We start from the raw sequence: 20,067 nt of genomic DNA on the forward strand, positions 1-20,067 counted from the left end.
GTGTTGGCAACTGTTTTCAGGCTGCCAACACGTATTAATCAAGGTTAATAAGCTTCCGTTTAAGGAAATTCACTCAGTTCAAATTCATCCTCAAAGCGCTCCTCTTTCAACCTGCCATCCTCGTAAACAGAGATTGAAAACGGCTGCCCTGATTGTGTATAAGACCAGCTTTTTCCATGTCGCCTGTCTCTTTTATACTCGCTGATATTGTATAACGCGCCTTCATCAGTGAAGTTCACAACAATACCGTCCAGGTAGCCTTCACTATCGAATGACTCAACGCCACGCAAGTAACCTTGTGGAGAATAAGTACGCCACTCCCCTACTTTAACGCCGTTTTCATAGCTTCCCCGGGATATTTCATAAGGCGCATAGCCAAGAGCAACTTGCCACTCTCCCTCGCGTTTACCCTCGACATACTCGCCTTCAACAACGAGTTCACCGTCGGCGTATTCCTGATAAGCCCCGTCTAGCAAGTCATCTTTATAGTGCTCGCGTAAACGCAAATCACCATTTTCACCATAGACTTCACGGACACCATCAAGCTTACCCTCTTGGTCGTAATGCTCGTTTATCTCACCGTAGCTGTCTTTTGAAACCCATTCACCAACTTTCTTCCCATGATCGTATTCACCGGAGGTCGTAACCTTTCCGTCTTTATCGGTTATCGTATAGGGGCCATGCCGCTTACCTTCAACAAAACGGACTTTTTCCAGACCATTTCCATATCGAGAAATATAAAGGCCATGCAGATCGTAGCCTTTAAACTCACGGCGGTCTCGCACGTTTCCATCTTCGTCATAACTTTCATTTAATCGCCAGCTGTTATCAACAGCCTGACGGTTTAAGCGGGTCAGTTGCTCCGAATCGTTGTACCATTTTTTTACTTTAACTAAGCCGTGTTCGGCGGTTTCAACATGTTCGCTTGAACGAATTAACTGACCGTTTTCATCATAGCTACGGGATGTAAGCAGTTTTCCATCGTCGTTACGCTTTTCATATTGCCTTAATTCGCCGTTTTTGTGATACAGCTTAGTTTCGCCTACCCGTTTACGATTTTTATATTCTTGCGTTCGTTTAACCGAACCATCCTCATAATAGTCAGTTGACAAACCATTGAGCACACCATCCTCATAAAAGGATTCTTTAACCAAATTCCCTTCAAAGTCCCAACGTTTTCCTATTCCTTGCTCAACATCATCTTTATATTCAGCTTCATACTTAACCTGACCATTTTCATAATAATGACGCATCAAACCATTACGCTCGCCGTCCTTCATGGTTTTTTCGGTCAATAAGTAACCTGTCGACGCATAAGTTCTGTAAGGTCCATTGAGCTCACCATCTTTATAGGTCATCTCACGTTTTTTATGACCATTTTTGGAGTAAACGGTAGTTTCACCTTGCTGTTCACCATTAGTATCCCGCTGACCTTCCGATCTTAAAACACCAGATTCAAAGTAGGTTTTATACGGCCCAATCGCTATGGCCTCAGCAAAATTAAGGGAATCTGAGCCGGTTTCATAATAAGGCCCGCCATCAATGTAGTTGATAAAAAGACGAAAACCGTCGTCTGTCTTTTCTACTTTATCTAATAAATATTCGGCTTCACTTCTGTCATCTGTTGGCTGTAATTCATCATCCAGCCATTTAATTGACTTCTCAGCTTCAGCCACTGTTTCCGGCACTTCATTATTCTGACCATTTTGCTCGGCAGAAAATGCAAAGGCATTAGACACAATTAAACTGGAAGCGATAGCAAAAAGTACTTTACTGAAAGTCATTAATTGGCCTCCTGTAAAGATTCAAAATCAGGCATAGGGGGCAGTTGGTGAGTCCATTCTTTTGTTACCGGGTCACCTTTAGCAATAAGTTGCTCAACTTTGTCTACTCGCCCACCAATGCGTAAAAAACCGTCATCGGACACAAAGTCACTAAACTCTGAATTTAAGTAGTCGACAGAATAGCCTCCATCGTTCTGTGGCAGGACTGCTAACGCCTTTCCTTTAGCGTTCAAAAAACGATACTTTCTTAAGAACTCACTCATAACGACTTCTGCTTGCTGTTCGTCCCAGTCTTCACCCAATAGAGATTCAACCGGAATCATCCAGCTTTTTTCACCTAAAGCGATATCGACTGACTGCCATTCCGGCCGCCCGTCACAACGAAGTTCTAAGACAACTTCAGTATCGTAAAAGAAACGCTGTACACCGTCGTCTGTCATTAATTGATAGACCACTTTTTTCGGCATTTTTAAATGCGAAACAACATTACGTCTATTGGGATCAGCATTTTCTCTCATGACCAGCTTATGTTTGTTTCCCTCACTTTTGCCCTCGGTATCCAGCTCACAAACACCCGCCTGTTCAGGGCTTAGAGTTAAGTACAGCTGAGGGCGGTCAAAACTGGTAGGCTCTAACTCACCCAATGTCGATGTAGAAAACTCAAGATCCCGATCATTAACTGAGACCGCCATCTCATCCGATTTGAACAAAGGAACGGTATCAACCGGGGCAATCGAGGTATCACTTCTAAGCGTTTCTTCATCATAAAAAACAATTTTCTTCTCAGAAGTTTTATTATCTGTAACACGGTTAAATTTAAGCTCAATTGTCTCAGGCAATTCATCCTCAAACGCTATTCTCAGAGTTACCGCATAGTCTCCTCGTTTGGCAATAGCTAACGCGCGGCTCTCTGCACTAGATACCCAGTCAGGTGCCGATGCATCTGTGTCGTAATTTAAAACCGCCCGGCTAACCCCATTTACCTGGCTATCGAAATAAGCGTCATTAGTGGCCGTTAATTTCAGTTCAAACTCTTTGTCCTTTTTGGTGGGAACCAAAATCGCTTTGGCGCCATGCATTTCTATGCTCGAGCCATCTTTATCTATTGGAAACTCAACAATTTCATAGCTTGTTTCATAGCGTTCCAGAGTCGCTTCTATTGATGTCATTTGCTCAAAATCATCAACGACATCAGTCCAGCCCAAAGGGAGTAAATGCATTAACGTTTCTGATTTTTCGTTACTACTGTCTGTATATGTAAAAACCCCATTTTCATGAAGCTTAATATCAAGAGCGTTCCCCTCACTATCTTTAGCTATAAAGTCTTTCGCTTTTATCGACATAGAGCCCATACTTTCAAAACTTACCCCGGGATGGCTATATGTCAAAGAAATATGACCGCCGTAAAAATCGATTTTTCCTGAATCATTAGCTAATACTTCTGCATCGGTCGCTTTGTTGTTTGAGTTAAGTTCGCTAAAGTCCGTATTATCAATGGTAAAAGGCTCGTCATAACCCAAATGCTCCAGGTTCTGACCATACAGCCAGTCTTCCGGGTAAATTGACGTCACCATTCGCATTGAGCCATTAGATACCGCAGCTTCTTCAGGAAGCGGCATATCCATAATCATAGTTAAACGTTCAGTCCAGCCAGTGTCACGTTCCAGCACAACATAACCGAACACTTTTGCCTCATTATTTTCACCAGTCGCTGATAAAGTCACCGTACTATCGGTAAAGTCTTCTACTTGAAAGGTAATTTCCGGTAATGGTTTTTTTAGCTCTATGGTCTGAGTTGCGCCTTTTTCAACTTTTAAGTCATTAATAAAACCCGGACGTCCGAACTCGTCGTTTAATATTTCTTGTAAAGGATCCAACCCTTGCTTACGAAGATCTTCCGGCTCTTCATGAATAGTAAAGTCCACCATTGCACTGGTGTCTTTATCAATATCAACCGTGAACCCGGCATCCATCATTTTCCGAATGCTATCACCAGAGCTTCCACGACCATCATCTTCAAAGCTCGTAAAATCTCCTTGCGGAAACTCCATTCGCATATACTGAGGTTTCATTCTTATGCTGTAGACATCGGATTTATCGGACACTTCATAGTCCAGTAACATCATAGTTTTGAGTCTTTCTGAACGGTTGCCGTAATGCTTACTCTCAACTTTGATGTTGGTATCCGAGTACATTTGATACCGTCGCTGCTCACCGTCATCGGGGTTAAACGATAAGGTCGTTGGAGGGCCACTTTCAGAACAAGCTACAACGAGAAGAGCTGAAAAAGCCACGAATGATAGACGCCCTAACATAAGCTTCCTTAAAATTTATAAACGAATATGAATAAAGTCATATAATAAGCAGTATTAAATCCTGGCTCAATACAGACTGCCAGTCTTAACAGATCCTTTACACTGATAATTCAATTAAGTACTTAATATGACCAGTCGCCCTGTTCTTCCACCAGAACATCTTCATTATTTTGAATAATTTGAAGTAAACCTGATTCAAAGACTTTATAAGTCGTATTCCCGTTTTTGAATTGATACCCCTGAAAACGGCAAGGAGTCACTCCATCAGCACAAAGTGAATGAAGAGTTTTGCCGTTAAGCTCTATGCGATTGCCTGATATTTTCGACACGCCGACATAACTCACGTTATCGCATGTAACAGAACCCTCCTGACAGTGGCGTTCAATTTCAACAATATAGTGTTCTGTTGTCAGCGTATCTCCGAATGCTGCACCAGATAATATGAATGCACTTAATAAAATAAATTTTTTCATCTACTTTTCCCTGCTGACATTACTCAGAAAATAATACCCGACTAAACCAATTAATAAGCCCCAGAATGAGCTATTAATACCTAAGAAATTGACCCCAGATGCTGTAACAATAAAAGCCATAACCGAAGCAAGCAAAGTATCTTCAGAACTAAACGCCTGCCGAAAATTAACCGCAAGCACAGGTAGTAAAGCTAAGCCAGCCAGAGCCGACGTTGCTTCGGTTGGTAAAGCCAGAAACAGCCCAACAATTAATGAGCCAGCAAGCCCGGCAATAATATAGAAAACGCCCGCTGCTATGGCCGCTTTGTAACGCTGATTGCGATCAGTATCGGCATCTGTGGTTTGACAAATTGCGGCTGTAATTGCGGCCAGATTTATTGCGAAAACCCCAAGTGGAGCCATAATGACACCGAATAACCCAGTCACCCGTAACAGCGGTGACAGCGGCACCGCATAGCCGTTACTGCGCAACATCATAATGCCCGGCAGGTTCTGGGAAACCATAGTGACAACATACAAAGGAATGCCAACCCCAACCAGTAAAGAGAAGTTGAAATCAGGCCATACCCAGACCCAATCTGGAGCGGAGACAATCAATTTGCTTGCATCAAACTGCTTCGTCAGTACTGGCAAGCCCACTGCAGCCAGCAACACCCAGAAAAAAACCAGCTTGGGTGTAAGCTTCCGCATCACAAAATAAACAATGACTAAAGTTGCAGTAATTAAAGGCTGATTATCAAAGGCCGGAACTAAAGCGAGCACAAACTTAAGTAAAATTCCGGCCAATATAGCAGCCGCTATTTCGACAGGAATGTATTTTAAAAGTCGGTCAGAGATACCGCTTAGGCCGCTAAGTAAAATTAAACCCGATGAAAAAATAAAAATGCCAACCGCTTCAGCGACTGAAACACCGGCAAGTGCAATAATGAGTAGTGCAACACCCGGTGTGGACCATGCAGTCAATATCGGGGCTTTATATCGCCACGACAGAATAATACTGCTTAGCCCCATAGCTAAACCTAAAGCCAGCAACCAGGAACTCTGCAACGCCACCGAGCCATTGAGGCTTTTTACGGCTTCGAGAATTAAAACAACCGCACTGCTGTAACCAACAAAAACAGCTGTCGCCCCAGCCATAATATGAGAAATGGAAAACCTCATGGCACTTCCTTTGTGGTCTGTTTATATCGCTTCGTTTCTTCTGCGTATTTTAATTCTATTAATTGAAGCCACTAATACGAAGCTCAGTAGCATTAATAAAAACCAGGAGCTTAATTTGGCAAGCGGCACCATTTGCCACTCGCCAGACTGGTTCGGATAAATCCAGATATTGGCATAAGTGGCAATATTTTCAGCAAACCAGATAAATAGCGCAACCAGGAACCATCCCAGTAAAATAGGCATACTACGATGTGTGCTGTTGATTTTGTAATAAATAGCTGTCCGATAAAACAGAAAGAATGTAAAAGCCAGTAAAACCCAGCGCATATCCCAAATATAGTGGTGACTAAAAAAGTTGATATAAACCAGAGTTACTAACACCAAAGTGAGGCTCTTGGGCGGATAATAAGAGTATTCAAATTCGAAGATGCGCCAGACCCGGGCAATATAACTTCCGACGGCACTATACATGAACCCTGTAAATAGAGGCACGTTGGCAATACCAAAGACATAATCTTCCGGATAAACCCAGGCACCTATTGCGTCTGAGGTTTTAAACAACTCCATAATCGTTGCTACAATATGGAACACCAGAATGACAACGCATTCACGCAGAGTCTCAAGCCTGAAGACTAAAAGAAGAATTTGAAAGCCGATGGCGGCCAGGAAAATGAAGTCGTAACGATGTAATGCTTCCAGCGGATACCAGAACTTGGTTATCAACATGAGTGCCAGTAAAAAACCACCGAAAACGCAGGCGTAAGCTTGTTTTACACCAAATAACCACAGTTCCTTTGCAAACGTTTTGATGTCCATATCTTCAATCCAGAGAATTCAGAACAGGTAAGGCACTGAATAATAGTGCCTTACCTGCTGGCAATTTAGAAGCTAATGGTAACACCAAACCAGAAGTTTCTGGCTTTATCTTTCACATTGTAATCATCAGTGAAAACAACTTCGCTAACGGCACCTCGTCCGGTAATGTATTCAAACTCACCATCACCGTTAAGGTCAGTATAAGTTGTTGAGTAGGTTGTGAAATCGCGATCCAATAAGTTATTGATGCGCAGGTTCAAGTCTACCGACTCCGTTAACTTGTAGTTAGCGCCTAAGTTAAACAAGCTGTAGTTCTCAAAGTACAGTTGTTGTTCGGTAACACTGTCATAACCACGGTAGCGATCGGAACGGAATTCACCTTGTAAGTAGATAGAAAGATCATCCGAAGCACTCCAGTTCAGCCATAAATTGGCCATGTGCTCCGCTGTATTCGTTAAAGGCTGACCAATCTGACTACCGCTTTTCTGCTCGCTGTCTGTCCATGTATAATTACCGCGTAGTGACCAGGCTTCGCTTATTGCGTAACGCGCTGCAACCTCAACGCCCTGCACATCGACTTCGTCAATGTTGATACTTTGCGCCCATGAGTCATAACCCAGCTGCTCATATTCACCTAAGTTAACGCAAGGACGCACGTTATCGGTTGCTTCACAGCTTAAAACTGTATCGCCACGGGCAATTTTGTCCTCAAACCGCGTATTAAAGTAGGTGATGTTAAAGTTGTGATCGCCGTTATCTGAATTCCAGTAAACTGCAATTTCAGAGTTTACGCTGGTTTCAGGCTGTAGCTCCGGATTACCGGCAAAAGGCATGGTTCCCTGTCCACCAAACCCAACGATGCCATCATACAAGTCGGTGGTTTTCGGCGTTTTATAACCGGTGCTAACGCCTCCTTTCAGCGTCCATGCGGAACTCAGGTTATAAACCGCATAAAGGCGCGGCGATACCTGACTTCCGAAAACGTCGTGTTTGTCGTAACGAACACCACCGGTCAGGGTGAAGTCAGCAATTGGCATCCAGTTATCTTCCACAAACAAAGAGTACATTTTCTGCTCTTGAATAGCGCCAGCACTGCCTTCCTCTAAACCAAATACACCGTCTTCCAGTTCACCATCAATAAGCTGACCGCCAATAACAAAGTTATGATGTCCGGCAAAACCAGAGACAGGAATGTCCAGTCGTGCATCAACGGTATACTGACTGCTGTCTAACTGACGAGCCGGCCGTGGCAAGAAAGTTTCTTCTGCAATTGAGCGCCGCTCATCTTCGCCCAAGCCAGCATACTCACCGGTGCCATCGTACATTTCCTGCAATAACAAACGCTCATCCACGCTTAACGGCAAAGTTCTGCCATTATTTTGTGTGTCTACATAGGATAAGGAAATCATGCTGGTACCAAACGACCAGTCCGCATCATGCGCGATTGACCACCAGGTACGATCAAAAGTCTGATCCGCCGCATAACCTGCACGAGGGTTTACATTTCCTCCACGCGCCTGCCAAAGAGCTTCTATGCTGTCTTTGGTGCCCAGAGGATAAGTAATAGTGTCATTTTCAACATCATAAGAAGGCGTATTGTCGTAAGACTGATGTGAGTCATCGTAATCAAATTTTATATGATGATTCTTTGCTGGCGTGTAAGACAAGGAAAACCCGTAGTGCTCGTCTTTGTTGTCAACAGTACGCCCGCCACTGCCAAAACCCAGCTGACGAACATGTATTGTGCCATTTGGATCAACTGCCGGCTCAAATTCTGGAGAAGACGCCTGCTGGTCATACAGGCTTCCACGTACTCCCAGACTTAAAACATTTTTAATTAACGGACCTGTGGCACTGAAGTCCGTTGTAAAGTCATCACCAAAATTGTCGTTCGTTTGCAGACTACGTCCGAAGGTTACAGCACCTGACCAGTCCTCCGTGTGTTTTTTAGTAATGACGTTAATGACACCGCCAAGCGCATCGGCGCCATATAAGGTGGAAGCCGGACCACGAATAACTTCAATTCGGTCAATGGTTTCCAGTGGAGGAATATGGTTAAAAGCATTGCCACCGAAGTTATTCGGATAAATATCACCATGGTTGTTCTGTCGTATACCGTCCACCAGTATTAACGTGTAGTCGCCGGTTAACCCCCGCATACTGATACTGCCCTGACCGGTTTTATCGCGGCTGGTTCCTATATCGATACCTTCCTGATACTTCACCGCATCGAGCAGCGAAGTGAAAGAACGCGAGCGGATTTCTTCATTTGAGATAACAGAAATACTTGCAGGTGCCTCGGTAATTTTCTGCTCAAATCCAGCGGCTGTTACGACAATACGCTCAATATCGTCAGGAACCGTGTATTCGTCTGCCAAGGCACTACTTCCTAGAGCCGATGCAATAAGTATTGCCAGTGAACTGGGTAGAAGTTTATCCATTTCTGTTTATCCTTAAATGTGTGAGTTAAGCGGTTGCGTATGCTACCCATGCTGTTTACAAATGTAAATACAAATAACAACAATTCGCATTACTAAAAACAAAAGCGAGCTAAATCCTCATTTTTTTCGTAGAAGAAGAACCTGTATTTAAAGTATCTGGAGTGTAGTTTTGACGAATTTGGCTTTTGACGTTTATGGCACGCTTATCGACGCACAAGGTGTGGTTTCAACATTAAGTTCATACCTTGGCACAGACAAAGCAGAGAGTTTTTCCGGTCGTTGGCGTGATAAGCAATTAGAATATTCGTTTCGTCGCGGACTTATGCGGCAATATCAGGACTTTGCAATTTGCACTAAAGAAGCCCTGGAGTTTACCAACAACGAATACGGTTCACCTTTAAATGAAGAGCAAAAAGAAGACTTGCTCGATACCTATACGCGTCTACCCGCATTTGATGATGCCAGGGCGGCGCTTAGCAAGTTGAGCTTATCGGGCATGGGTTGCTTTGCTTTTTCCAATGGCAGCCAGGAGGCCGTTTCCGGGTTACTGGAGAAAGCCGAGTTAAGCAGCTATTTTAATGAGGTTATAAGCTGCAAAGACATTAAAAGCTTCAAGCCTGACCCGGAAGTTTATCAATACTTTCTTGATAAAACGGACGGTCAGGCTGACAGCACCTGGCTTATCTCCAGTAACAGTTTTGACATTATTGGAGCTAACGCCGCGGGCTGGAAAACCGCCTGGGTAAAACGGACTAAAGAGGCTCAGTTTGACCCATGGGGAGTCGAGCCTACTATTACCGTAAGCTCGCTTTCACAGCTGATTGAAAATATAAAGTGAGGTTTAAAACTCGTACGACAGTTCAAAACGAACGGTTCTTGGCTCCATTACATGATAATGCAAGTCTTCCACACCGGTTGCCGGCTCGCCCGGCAACCGCGATGCGTAAAAGTAGTCTATGTCATGATCATTGCTGTCAAACACATTAAGAACCTGTAGGTTCACCGCCCATGCGTTCCATTTCTTGCCAACCATGAAGTTTACAACCGTCGAGCTGTCGGAACGCTCTGAGTTATTTTCAACCAACGGACGCTCTCCCAAATAGCGCAGACGAACCGTTGAAAACCAGTTGTCATCAAAGCGTTTTGTCACGCCCAGTTGAAGAATGTCTTCCATAGCACCGGGTATTTCCTGTTCAAGCACATTGCTGTCATCAAACTCCGCATCGGTATAGGCGTATTCAAGATCAAAACTTAGCTGGTCACTGTAATTGTAATAGGCAGCCAATTCGATGCCCTGCCGTTTTGATGGACGGCTGGCCTCTGTATTACCAGCGTCTCCCACAAACAATAACTCGCTGTCCTGTTCTAATGACCACAGTGCCAGTGAACTGTTAAATTTGGCATTAGGCCGCCAGCGCACACCAACTTCGTAACCAAAGGTTCTGACCAACGGATCAACTGAATCAACGGCGTCGCCATTATTCGGGTCAACACTTGTCACAGTGCCTCTTGCATCGTTGGAATGAAAGCCCTGCCCCGCTGACAGATACAACTCCGCGTCGTCAGTTAATAAATAGTTGGCACTTCCTTTAAAAGACCAGAGGTCATCCGAAGTTTCACCGTCGTTCGGAGCAAGAGCCACGTTATAGATATTAGTATCAACTAAGGAGTTAACGTCAAAATCAAAGTAGTCATAGCGCAATGACACATTCGTTCGTAGTCTACTCGTCCACTGATAGTCGTAGCTGGCATAAACGCCGGTGCTCCATTCGTTAACCTCATCGCTTCTTACCGTACCCAGTCGTTCTCGTTGTTGCGACTTGTGCAGGCCGACTTCGCCAATGTCGTCGTAGCGGGTTGAGAAGCCCAGAGTCAGGTTGTCATCCGGATGCCAACTACCCGATGCACCGTAAATTTTTCTGTCATCAACTTGCTCAAACTGGTCGCCCAGCACAGGATCATCAAGGTAATACGTAAAGTTTGAGAATAACGACAACTCGTAGTCGATAACATAGGCGGTTAGCGCGTAATCGGCCGTTGTGTAAATGGCATTGACGCTGTAGCGATGAGTTTTGCCGCCCAGAGTGTCATCAATAGAACCCAGCTCATCAATAATGCCCTGACTTACCGCCCGGGAAGGAATTTGGTCAGCACTGTTCCACTCATTCTCGTAACCCATAGCTCCAAAGGTGAGAACACCCTCAGAAGTACGGATGCTGTGACGTATTACCGCATTGATTTTATCAACGTCCTCGTCAATATCCGTCCAGGGGCCATCATAAGTCTGATACTCAAGCCCATATAATGTCGTATTAGTACTGTTCTGAGAAACGCTGTCAGCCAGCAAAACCCGCTGATAAGCGTCTTCACCCAGGCTCACTTTTGCAAGGCCTTTTTTCCGGTTCATTTGGGTACTGAAACCCACGCTACCGGCACTGGAAAAGTCGCCCACATCACCGTGATAAGAACCTTTCTGATAGGTCACCTGTTCAATCAGCTCAGGAATAAGAAAGTTAATATCGGTATAGCCGTGACCGTGTCCATGAGTTGGCATATTAACTGGCATACCATCAATATAAGTGGCGAAATCAGTGCCGTGGTCGAGGTTGAAGCCACGTAAAAAGTACTGGTTCGCTTTGCCGCTGCCACTGTGCTGAGTTGCACTCATTCCCGGAATCAGTTCCATTAACTCGCCGGTGCGCAACATAGGCCGAATTTCTATTTCAGGTTGCCCCAGCACACCTTCAGAAGCCGACATGGCCTGCCCCAGCAAATTCGCCTGATGCCCAGAAACTAATATTCGTTCAATACCATCGTGCGCATCTACCTGCGCGGAGTTAAACAAAGCACCTGAAACAACCACAGAAAGAAACGCGAACTTAAAAGTCTTCATTGACGGAGTTATCCCTTCTCAAAATTTTTCGCAGTTTACCTTACGGAAAGCGCTCGCGGTGAAAATTTGAGAGCAAAAGGCTGAATCTGGCGACAAAGTTAAAAACTGGACCCCGGCTGTTTAAGGAACGCTTCCTCTTCAGAGGTGGATTCACGACCTAATATGGCATTTCGGTGCGGGTAACGACCAAAACGATCAATAATTTCTTTATGCCTCACTTCGAACTGATAGTTGTTTTCTAGGCCTGGTTGGTCGAAAAGCTCAATAGCCTGCTTGTGAATCAACTTCGACTCACTGTGCATATAAGGCATGTATAAAAAAGATTTTTCATGGGATTTTAACGATTCGTCTGCACACTGAGCTACTGCTTCCTGCGCCAGCACCAAAGCTATAGCGTCCTGTGCAAAGGCTTTCGGCGTATCCCGATAGATATTGCGCGAAAATTGATCAAGTACAATAATCTCGGCTAAACGCCCTTTTTCAGTCCCACGCCAATGCCAAAGCTCCCCTTTTTCAGCGGCTTCCAGGGTGTCAGAAAACCGCTTCTTAATCGATTTATCCAGCTCGTCACTTTTGACGAACCATTGCTTTGGCGTCAGCTCATTGAACCAGAACTCGATAACCTCGTTCGCTTTAGCAACCATATAAAGTCTCCAAAAGTTAAGTTAAACACTGATAACGCAAATGATAATGGTTTTCATTAATATGCATTTTGTGATTTAATACTGCTCTGACAAAAACTAAACAAATCACTTTTACTATTATGAAAGCACGATTCAGAGACAGTATGACCTGGCTCCATACGTGGGCTGGATTAGTTGTAGGCTGGATACTGTTTGCGGTTTTTTTGACCGGAACATTAGCCTATTTTCAGTTCGAGATTACACAATGGATGCTTCCCGATGTAAAGCAACATGCCACCCCCGAAAAAGCGGTTGCACAAGCACAAGACTACCTTGAAGAGCAAGCCGCTGACTCGCCAGGCTGGTCCATTACCTTGCCCGATGAGCGTTCTCCCATTACCACGGTCTTTTGGCGTGACCCTAATGCCAGTAATGGCCGTGGTTTTGAGTTCGCCGTTCTTGACGGCGATGGTAAAAAAATTGAGCAACGTGAAACCCGCGGCGGCAACTTCCTCTATCGCTTTCATTTTGATCTGCATTATATGCCGGTATTTATTGCTCGCTGGCTGGTCGGCATATGCGCCATGCTTATGCTGATAGCCATAGTTACCGGCATAGTCATACATAAAAAAATATTCAAAGACTTTTTCACCTTTCAGCCCGGCAAAGGTCCACGCAGCTGGCTCGACGGCCATACCATTACGTCGGTATTAGCTCTACCTTTCCATTTTATGATCACCTACACCGGCTTAGTCACATTAATGCTGATGTATATGTCCTCGGCGGTGTCATTAAGCTATGGCGACAGGGGTGAGTTTTTTAACGACTTACAGTCCCAACCCCCTACGCTACAGGCAAGTGGTGAAAGCGCAGATTTAGCTGACTTGCAGGAGCTTTATTTTAAAGCGCGGGAAGACATAAAGGGCAACCCCATTCGTTTAGCTCAAATTAGTCATCCCGGAGATACGAATGCCACCGTCACTTTTTACGAAGCGCCTACCCAATCGCTTATGTCAGACTATACGACGCTGACTTATTCAGCCGTAACTGGTGAGCAACTGCATGTCCAACCCGTAGAAAATAGCGCAGAGCTGACACGGCGGACCATGATAGGCCTGCACGCTGGTCGCTTTGCCGATACTCAGCTGCGTTGGCTGTACTTCTTCTCAGGAATTCTAGGCACCTTGATGATAGCCACAGGCTTGGTCTTATGGTTTGAAAAACGCAAAAAGAAACTGCAAGCCAGTGGCAACCTGTCATTCGGCCATTACTTAGTAAGCGGGTTAAACGCAGGTTTTATTATGGGTCTTCCACTTGCCGTTGCCACCTACTTCCTCAGTAATCGTTTGCTGCCCATAGCTGCCGATAACCGGGCTGAACTTGAAATTGCCTGGTTCTTCTTTGGCTGGTTGTTAATGGTCTGCTACCCGCTGCTTCGCGGCGCCAAAAAAACCTGGCGAGACGGTGCACTGCTTAATGGTCTTGCCTACCTAAGCTTGCCTTTTATCAGCTTTATTACTGTCGACCGGCACCTTCTGAATTATCAGTATCCGCGCGACTGGCCTCTATTTGGCATGGATACCAGTTTCATTTTAACAGCAGCCGCGTTTTTAGGACTTAACTGGTACCTATTCCGCAAATGGAATTCAAAGGAGAGTGACAAGTAATGTTTAAAGATAAAATAGCAAATGCGCCGTCTAAACTGTCCGTAAGTTATCGAGTTTTGCTAGCAACAGTCGGTGGGTTTATTTTTACGCTTATTATTACAGTCTTCACACCTGAACTGTTTTTATCGGTTTTTGGCTGGAATAAAGCCACAAGCTTAATGTGGATGATGTTACTGAGTTTCGGCGTCTACTGCGGCCTGATTATGTGGATTATCGCCACTCGCAAATTACTGAAAACAAGTCTCATACTGTTGCTGTGTGGCATTGCTCTGACTATTGGCTTTACGCAACTGCAGTCACATAATTCAAACCAGCCAACCTCAACAGAGGTGACATCATGATATCTATTACCCTTTGGCTTCTGAGCGTAGCGGGCTTTTGGTTATTGTGTATTGTCACAGCCCGGCACCGAAAGCTATTTCATTTAAAGCCGTTAAGCCAGCGTGCCGAGCGGATCTATAAAATTGCAGGCTTTATATTGCTCAGTCTTGCTCTGGCCGGCACAAGCTTAATGCCAAACCCTGTAGACGGAATACTGGTCTGGTTTGGTATTCTGACTTTCGCTTCACTGCTTATTTCCGCGCTATTAGCTGTTCAGCAGCAACGCAAACGAGAGCATAAGGTTTTTAAACGTTAAAAGCTTAATAAAAAGAATGCGCCACAAACTTGCTCCAGAAGGAACATAAAGTTATGTTTTACTCTCAAAAACCAAACACAAACTATGACCTCTAAATCTTATGCGCCGTTTACTTTGTCTTTTAATTTTCGTTAGTACTTTCACTACTATGGCATTTGCAGACACTTATACTCTTTACTTTACTCGTCACATGGAGAAAACCGATGAGAAAACTGACCCCGAGCTAAGTATTGCGGGTCAACAGCGGGCGCACATGCTGGCTCAAACTTTAAAAAACAGTAATATTGAGGCTATATTTTCTACCAATTTTAAACGCACCAAACAGACAGGCGAAGCTCTTGGAAAGCATCTTGGCCTCTCCGTTCAGAGTTACCCTTCTAAAGATTTTGATGGAATAATAGCCAGTATCAAAGGCCTGAAAAAGAATGCACTTATTATCGGTCACAGCAACACGATATCGGAGTTAGTAAAAGCCGCAGGCGGAACCGCCAAAACACTTGAAGAAGATGACTACGGTGACTTATTTCAGGTTGTTGTTAACGGTGACAGCGTAGTGACAAACAGGCTTTATGTTCCGGTTGTGCGTTAGCAGAACACACAACCGGCAAGTAGCCTTGCTACCGCAACATATTATTCCCAGTGCGTTCTGAACCAGGACATCATTTCGCTTCTTATTTCTTTTTTCTTGGGGAAAGAACGATGGCCTAGCCCTTCATAAATCGAAAGTTTATGCGTGAACCCTTCTTTCTCAAGCACTTTATCCAAAGCAATACTGGACTCCACTGAAACACGTTCGTCTTTATCGCCATGTATTAGCAGAATAGGAATGTCGTTATCAATTTCGTCCATCCAGAAAACAGCTGAGCGCTTTCTTAACTCTTCATCTCTATTTTCATCATAATTTGGAATACGTGCTTTATGTACCCGTTCCATTTTAGGGCGATGCTTTTGTCCCTCGAATAAATCGTACTGACCCGCATAAAGAACTATTGCATCAACCTCTAAACCACGCTTTACCGCTAACAAAGATTGCATGCCACCGCGACTGGCACCATACACCCCAACCTTTTCTGGATTAACGTTAGGGAAGTGTTTAAACAGCTGTGGTAAAGCAACCACGTCATTCACATCGGCACCACCAAACTCATCTTTACCGGGTAGTTTAGGTGCTGTGCCCCTATAATTGGAGGCAAAAATAGCAACATTTTCTTCTTTAGCTAAACCAAAAAGCTGGTTATAAGCTCTGGTAAAAACCCAGGCACCATAGCTCCCGTTCCCCCCGCGATTATGGATAATCACTGGTAAGTCTGACTGACCTTTAGGAGCCACATAATAGCCATGAACCATGGCGTCATTGACTTTATATATGAAGTTCTTGCATTCAAGGCTTTCCTTGTATCTTTCAAAGTCTTCCTTTTTATAAAAGGCCTTCATTTTTTCCATTAACTGCTCAGGGTCAGCATCATCAGAACCTCGGCTAGTTAGCATTTTTAGCCAGCTATCGTAATTGGCAAAAGGGCCTCTAAAACACTCACTTGAGCCCTTTAACTCGACATCCAGTTCCGCCTGCGCAGGCATAGCGATAAAACCAGCTACCGTAAGCAGTGTAAAAACTACGGTTTGTTTAATTATTTTTATCACTTTTTTTTCTCCGACTTGTCGCTAAAAAACATTTAATCAACACTTTTAACAACTTACTTTATGATGATTAAAATAACAAGAAAACGAAAAGCTGGATAAATTTAGGTGCAAAATTTATGGTAACGGCTGATACCCTTTCCAGTCCGGCACCAACGGCTGCTGTTCACCGTCAAATTCAAGCGTCACATAGTGGTTATCCACCAAATCGACACACAAGCAGTCGTCCACCGTCAGTAAGTCGTCTTTATGAATTTGCTCAGCGTCCGCTAAGCCGGCTTTGGAAACTTGTGCGCGAGCCAGTTGTTTTGCAGATTGCAGTGAGTCTGCGACCACCACGGTAAAGTCATGATACTCGGCCAGCTTATTCGGAAAATAACCACCGAAGTTAACGAAGTACAAGTGTTTTTGCGCAGGTTTCTCAGGCGGTTTAGAGGTAAGATGAATTCGGTAGCCATCCACATGGTGCAAATGAACAAAGCTGTCCAGGTGCAGTCCTTTTTGCATGCCGAACCAGCCTTTTCTAATAGCCGAATAAGTCTCTTCTATGCTTGGCCCTACTACAAAGCGAATGTCATGCAGCTCAATGTTGGCTCCAGGCGCCGTGCCGCCCACATAAACTAAAAAGAGTTTGTTATCGGTTTCGTTCATTGTCTTCCCTTACTCATTGCCAATAAAACAGAATCGGGGCACGTTATTGCCGTCTATGTTGACCGTTTCCACGAATATCTCAAAGGGTCGAACCCAAAGCTTTTGTTCACCGTAAAGGGGCTGATAAATCACCATCCACTCTTCAGTTTCGCTATGACGGGCGGTATCAATAACGCGGTAACGTCCGCCTTTGTAGTGTTCGTAAATACCCGGCTTTATGGTCATGTTGGTTTATTCCAATGCTTATGGTTACTAAAATACTTTGAAAGCATGCTACCAAAAGTTGTCGTTTAGCGTTTATTCATTTGCTCCCGGTCACCCCGAAAAGAATGGTTTGTGATTAAAGGGCTTAACTAATAATCTTGAAAAGAAAATGGCAACAGTATTAATGACTCCGCACTGGCTGCCATGCGAGGATGGTTTCAGAAACACTGAGAATGCTATGAGTTGCAGATATGAAAACAGATAATAAAATACTTTCGACCATATACTTGGCGCTGGTTTTTATTGGCGCCTACCTTGTTGGTGGTACCATCGCCAGCTCTTTTAAATCGGGTGAGGTTACTCTACACAATCTCGAGTTTAAGGATCTTATCATAGCGCTCGTTTTTTCAGCGCTATACCACTGGTGGAAAGCGCGTAAAGAGAAGGCGAAAAATGAGCAGCTTTAATTCCCCCTAACGTCGGTCAAAATAAGACTGCTCATTTAGCGTGTTATAAACACCTTCGATATTCTGCGGCAGCCACTGGTCGTACATTTTTAAATCAGAGAATTCATCAAGCTTTATGTCCTGTTGAAGTGTTTCCAAACTTTTGCCAGCCAACATACCGTCGCGAACCTCAGCGTATAAGGCTTGAAGATAGCTTAAATAGCGTTCAACATCTTTACGCGTTCCCATATCCGCATGAGCACCAACAAACACATCAAATGGCTTTTCATCTAACACGGCTTTTGTCGAGCGTATCATTCCGTGAATATCATAGCCCGGAAGCGTTTGATAAGGCATGCGGCCCAGCACAATCCAGTCAGCCACAAACAGCACATTCTCAGGCATAAAGCGCATGCTAACAGAACCACGCCCATTGTTTGGTCCGTAATATTTCATTTGAACCGATTGTTCGCCGAGTTTAATAGTCAGCTCATCGCTAAACGTCATTGTGGGCAAAGCGGTTGGCGTTTTAGTCCAGCGTAAATCTTCATCCGCATACTCATGCGCAATCACCTCTACATTATCCGTGGCGATAACATCACCGCCCAAGGTGTGATCAACGTGGTTATGACTATAAGCTAAGTATCGTACCGGTTGCTCAAAACGCTCGTTGAGTTCCTTTATAAGGTAAGCTGCCGCATCCGCATTAATAGGATCAGTAACAAAAATCCCCCGCTCAGTTACCATAAACACCGAATGGTAATGCCCGGCAGAAAACCGATAAACATTACCCTTAACCTTCTCTATTGAATACTCGGTTGCCGCCAAAGCACCACAAATACCGAGCCATAAAATCAGACTAAACAGTACTTTCATAAATTACTCCTGGTTTTATCTATTAAATACCTACGTCTCAGGAAGCAATTAAGAGCACTTTAAAACTAAGCGTTAAGCATCACCCTGAATAGAACATAGTTTCATGAACAACGGTTTCGTCAGACTCCCGAGACTCAATAACGAAATCAAAATGTGAGATTGTAGTCTGCGGTTCTTCTTCCGTCGTTAATGTCAGTACAACACTTCGCTTCTCTCCGGGGCCTACGGCAAAAGGACCATTTTCAGAAAGTTGAGCACCAGCCAATCCGGAGGCCGTTACTTCAAAGTTTTTTACGTAACTGGATTTATTCAGCAAAGTGACGGTGTAGGCGTTTTCAACCAGCCCCTCGTTATTAATGCGATACAGAGCCTGACGGTCTCTTATCACGCCTACTTCAAAACTCTGCCATGTCAGCATCCAGACAATTATCCCGGTAATGATGAGCGCAGACACCACGCCATATAACCATTGCCCGCCGCCATTGCGTGCAGACTTTTGCTCACTACGAAAACCGATGAGCTCCCTTTCATAACCAAAGTTATCCATCACTTTATTGCAGGCATCCACACACAAACCGCAGTTAATGCACTCATATTGCAAGCCGTTGCGAATATCGATACCCGCCGGGCAAACTTGTACGCATAGCTTACAATCAACGCAATCACCCAGCTCCGAAGGAGCACTCCCTCTTTTCCTCGGCCCTCTGTCTTCACCACGGGTAGCGTCGTAAGTCACGAGTTTGGTACCGGAATCAAACATTGCGGATTGAAAGCGGGCATAGGGGCACATGTGCTGGCACATTTTTTCACGCAACCAGCCAGCATTGCCGTATGTGCAGGCAGCCAGAACAAGAACCCAGCCGTAAATAAGACCAGAACTTGAAAGGGTAAAAAAGCCAGAATAAAGTTCTTTTACGGGAGTAAAGTAGGACATAAAAGTTAGCGAAGTAAGTAAAGCAACCGTCACCCATATGAAGTGTTTAAATCCTTTTTTCGCGACTTTTTCAACGCTCAGAGACGCTTTATCTAACGCCCTACTCTGGTTCGCAGTTCCTTCAATACGACGCTCGATCCAGTTGAACATCAACATCCAGACTGTCTGCGGACAAGTAAAACCACACCACACCCGGCCATAACGAACCGTCACAAAAAACAAAGCAAAGGCAGCAAGGATAAATATCAGGCTGAATATGATGAGGTCTTGCGGAAACAACTTAATGGAGAAAAACCTGAGGGTCTGCTGTGCTACGTCGAACAAAATAGCCTGTTGTCCATTGTATTGAATAAATGGAATGGCAATGAAAAGAAGCATCAGGAAAACGTTCAGGTAACGGCGGTTTCGCTGATATTTACCGGTTTCCTCTTTTATATAAATTTTCCCATCTGGCACGCCAGTCTGGAAAATGACATCCTTTTTTGAAACTTGCTTGGAACTCACCGTA

19 protein-coding genes are annotated in these 20,067 nt (G+C 44.4%); 6 read left to right on the plus strand and 13 right to left on the minus strand.

Annotation, left to right across the window (positions count from 1 at the left end; all coding sequences use genetic code 11):
* Positions 1 to 59 precede the first annotated feature (59 nt).
* The 6 genes from DEU30_RS04410 to DEU30_RS04435 form a co-directional block, all read right to left on the minus strand.
* Complete coding sequence (locus DEU30_RS04410) at positions 60 to 1,784, minus strand: toxin-antitoxin system YwqK family antitoxin (protein WP_114981176.1); 1,725 nt, start codon at positions 1,782 to 1,784, stop codon at positions 60 to 62.
* On the minus strand, positions 1,784 to 4,099 hold the full coding sequence (locus tag DEU30_RS04415) for a hypothetical protein (protein WP_114981175.1): 2,316 nt from the start codon (positions 4,097 to 4,099) through the stop codon (positions 1,784 to 1,786). Before DEU30_RS04415 ends, DEU30_RS04410 begins: the two co-directional genes overlap by 1 nt.
* Before the next feature lie 122 nt (positions 4,100 to 4,221).
* Positions 4,222 to 4,572 carry a hypothetical protein gene (locus DEU30_RS04420; RefSeq protein WP_114981174.1) on the minus strand — a complete coding sequence of 117 codons (351 nt, stop codon included), beginning with the start codon at positions 4,570 to 4,572 and terminating at the stop codon, positions 4,222 to 4,224.
* On the minus strand, positions 4,573 to 5,733 hold the full coding sequence (locus tag DEU30_RS04425) for a benzoate/H(+) symporter BenE family transporter (RefSeq protein WP_114981173.1): 1,161 nt from the start codon (positions 5,731 to 5,733) through the stop codon (positions 4,573 to 4,575).
* A gap of 21 nt (positions 5,734 to 5,754) precedes the next feature.
* On the minus strand, positions 5,755 to 6,549 hold the full coding sequence (locus tag DEU30_RS04430; RefSeq protein WP_011234816.1) for a DUF817 domain-containing protein: 795 nt from the start codon (positions 6,547 to 6,549) through the stop codon (positions 5,755 to 5,757).
* 65 nt (positions 6,550 to 6,614) lie between these two features.
* Complete coding sequence (locus tag DEU30_RS04435) at positions 6,615 to 8,990, minus strand: TonB-dependent receptor (RefSeq protein ID WP_114981172.1); 2,376 nt, start codon at positions 8,988 to 8,990, stop codon at positions 6,615 to 6,617.
* Positions 8,991 to 9,159: 169 nt separating this feature from the next.
* On the opposite strand from DEU30_RS04435, the gene DEU30_RS04440 reads away from it, so the two are divergent.
* Positions 9,160 to 9,828 (plus strand): haloacid dehalogenase type II, encoded by a 669-nt coding sequence (locus DEU30_RS04440; RefSeq protein WP_114981171.1) that lies wholly within the window; start codon positions 9,160 to 9,162, stop codon positions 9,826 to 9,828.
* Positions 9,829 to 9,831: 3 nt separating this feature from the next.
* Here DEU30_RS04440 and DEU30_RS04445 read toward each other — a convergent pair whose 3' ends face one another.
* The gene (locus DEU30_RS04445; protein ID WP_114981170.1) at positions 9,832 to 11,883 is read right to left on the minus strand and encodes a TonB-dependent receptor; all 2,052 of its coding nucleotides are present in this window, start codon (positions 11,881 to 11,883) and stop codon (positions 9,832 to 9,834) included.
* A gap of 98 nt (positions 11,884 to 11,981) precedes the next feature.
* Positions 11,982 to 12,527, minus strand: coding sequence for a DUF924 family protein (locus tag DEU30_RS04450; RefSeq protein WP_114981169.1), 546 nt, complete (start codon positions 12,525 to 12,527; stop codon positions 11,982 to 11,984).
* Positions 12,528 to 12,670: 143 nt separating this feature from the next.
* On the opposite strand from DEU30_RS04450, the gene DEU30_RS04455 reads away from it, so the two are divergent.
* The 4 genes from DEU30_RS04455 (at position 12,671) to DEU30_RS04470 (ending at position 15,399) form a co-directional block, all read left to right on the plus strand.
* Entirely contained in the window at positions 12,671 to 14,173 is a 1,503-nt protein-coding gene (locus DEU30_RS04455) for a PepSY-associated TM helix domain-containing protein (protein ID WP_114981167.1), read from the plus strand.
* Positions 14,173 to 14,514: a hypothetical protein gene (locus tag DEU30_RS04460; RefSeq protein WP_114981165.1), complete on the plus strand. Its 342-nt coding sequence runs from the start codon at positions 14,173 to 14,175 to the stop codon at positions 14,512 to 14,514. Before DEU30_RS04455 ends, DEU30_RS04460 begins: the two co-directional genes overlap by 1 nt.
* A complete protein-coding gene (locus DEU30_RS04465) occupies positions 14,511 to 14,810 on the plus strand; it encodes a DUF3325 domain-containing protein (RefSeq protein WP_114981163.1) in 300 nt (99 codons plus the stop codon). Before DEU30_RS04460 ends, DEU30_RS04465 begins: the two co-directional genes overlap by 4 nt.
* Positions 14,811 to 14,958: 148 nt before the next feature.
* Entirely contained in the window at positions 14,959 to 15,399 is a 441-nt protein-coding gene (locus tag DEU30_RS04470; RefSeq protein ID WP_114981161.1) for a histidine phosphatase family protein, read from the plus strand.
* A 41-nt stretch (positions 15,400 to 15,440) separates the two neighbouring features.
* On the opposite strand, the gene DEU30_RS04475 is transcribed toward DEU30_RS04470, so the two are convergent.
* The 3 genes from DEU30_RS04475 to DEU30_RS04485 all read right to left on the minus strand — a co-directional run bounded on the left by DEU30_RS04475 (position 15,441) and on the right by DEU30_RS04485 (position 17,324).
* The gene (locus DEU30_RS04475; RefSeq protein ID WP_114981159.1) at positions 15,441 to 16,451 is read right to left on the minus strand and encodes a prolyl oligopeptidase family serine peptidase; all 1,011 of its coding nucleotides are present in this window, start codon (positions 16,449 to 16,451) and stop codon (positions 15,441 to 15,443) included.
* Positions 16,452 to 16,565: 114 nt separating this feature from the next.
* Positions 16,566 to 17,099, minus strand: a complete 534-nt coding sequence (locus tag DEU30_RS04480) for a DUF1543 domain-containing protein (RefSeq protein ID WP_114981157.1) — start codon at positions 17,097 to 17,099, stop codon at positions 16,566 to 16,568.
* A gap of 9 nt (positions 17,100 to 17,108) precedes the next feature.
* Positions 17,109 to 17,324: a DUF1653 domain-containing protein gene (locus DEU30_RS04485; RefSeq protein WP_114981155.1), complete on the minus strand. Its 216-nt coding sequence runs from the start codon at positions 17,322 to 17,324 to the stop codon at positions 17,109 to 17,111.
* 230 nt (positions 17,325 to 17,554) lie between these two features.
* On the opposite strand from DEU30_RS04485, the gene DEU30_RS04490 reads away from it, so the two are divergent.
* Complete coding sequence (locus DEU30_RS04490) at positions 17,555 to 17,770, plus strand: hypothetical protein (RefSeq protein WP_114981154.1); 216 nt, start codon at positions 17,555 to 17,557, stop codon at positions 17,768 to 17,770.
* 6 nt (positions 17,771 to 17,776) lie between these two features.
* On the opposite strand, the gene DEU30_RS04495 is transcribed toward DEU30_RS04490, so the two are convergent.
* Entirely contained in the window at positions 17,777 to 18,625 is an 849-nt protein-coding gene (locus DEU30_RS04495) for an MBL fold metallo-hydrolase (RefSeq protein WP_114981152.1), read from the minus strand.
* Between the two features lie 79 nt (positions 18,626 to 18,704).
* A complete protein-coding gene (gene ccoG / locus DEU30_RS04500) occupies positions 18,705 to 20,063 on the minus strand; it encodes a cytochrome c oxidase accessory protein CcoG (protein ID WP_114981150.1) in 1,359 nt (452 codons plus the stop codon).
* Positions 20,064 to 20,067: the final 4 nt, after the last annotated feature.

The sequence above is a fragment of the Idiomarina sp. 017G genome (assembly GCF_004362265.1).
Classification (GTDB): Bacteria; Pseudomonadota; Gammaproteobacteria; order Enterobacterales; family Alteromonadaceae; genus Idiomarina; species Idiomarina loihiensis.

Bases quoted from the DNA above. Each gene is read 5' to 3' on its own strand.
- DEU30_RS04410 (WP_114981176.1), bottom strand. From the start codon at position 1,784: ATGACTTTCAGTAAAGTACTTTTTGCTATCGCTTCCAGTTTAATTGTG.
- DEU30_RS04415 (WP_114981175.1), bottom strand. From the start codon at position 4,099: ATGTTAGGGCGTCTATCATTCGTGGCTTTTTCAGCTCTTCTCGTTGTA.
- DEU30_RS04420 (WP_114981174.1), bottom strand. From the start codon at position 4,572: ATGAAAAAATTTATTTTATTAAGTGCATTCATATTATCTGGTGCAGCA.
- DEU30_RS04425 (WP_114981173.1), bottom strand. From the start codon at position 5,733: ATGAGGTTTTCCATTTCTCATATTATGGCTGGGGCGACAGCTGTTTTT.
- DEU30_RS04430 (WP_011234816.1), bottom strand. From the start codon at position 6,549: ATGGACATCAAAACGTTTGCAAAGGAACTGTGGTTATTTGGTGTAAAA.
- DEU30_RS04435 (WP_114981172.1), bottom strand. From the start codon at position 8,990: ATGGATAAACTTCTACCCAGTTCACTGGCAATACTTATTGCATCGGCT.
- DEU30_RS04445 (WP_114981170.1), bottom strand. From the start codon at position 11,883: ATGAAGACTTTTAAGTTCGCGTTTCTTTCTGTGGTTGTTTCAGGTGCT.
- DEU30_RS04450 (WP_114981169.1), bottom strand. From the start codon at position 12,527: ATGGTTGCTAAAGCGAACGAGGTTATCGAGTTCTGGTTCAATGAGCTG.
- DEU30_RS04455 (WP_114981167.1), top strand. From the start codon at position 12,671: ATGACCTGGCTCCATACGTGGGCTGGATTAGTTGTAGGCTGGATACTG.
- DEU30_RS04460 (WP_114981165.1), top strand. From the start codon at position 14,173: ATGTTTAAAGATAAAATAGCAAATGCGCCGTCTAAACTGTCCGTAAGT.
- DEU30_RS04465 (WP_114981163.1), top strand. From the start codon at position 14,511: ATGATATCTATTACCCTTTGGCTTCTGAGCGTAGCGGGCTTTTGGTTA.
- DEU30_RS04470 (WP_114981161.1), top strand. From the start codon at position 14,959: ATGGCATTTGCAGACACTTATACTCTTTACTTTACTCGTCACATGGAG.
- DEU30_RS04480 (WP_114981157.1), bottom strand. From the start codon at position 17,099: ATGAACGAAACCGATAACAAACTCTTTTTAGTTTATGTGGGCGGCACG.
- DEU30_RS04485 (WP_114981155.1), bottom strand. From the start codon at position 17,324: ATGACCATAAAGCCGGGTATTTACGAACACTACAAAGGCGGACGTTAC.
- DEU30_RS04490 (WP_114981154.1), top strand. From the start codon at position 17,555: ATGAAAACAGATAATAAAATACTTTCGACCATATACTTGGCGCTGGTT.
- DEU30_RS04495 (WP_114981152.1), bottom strand. From the start codon at position 18,625: ATGAAAGTACTGTTTAGTCTGATTTTATGGCTCGGTATTTGTGGTGCT.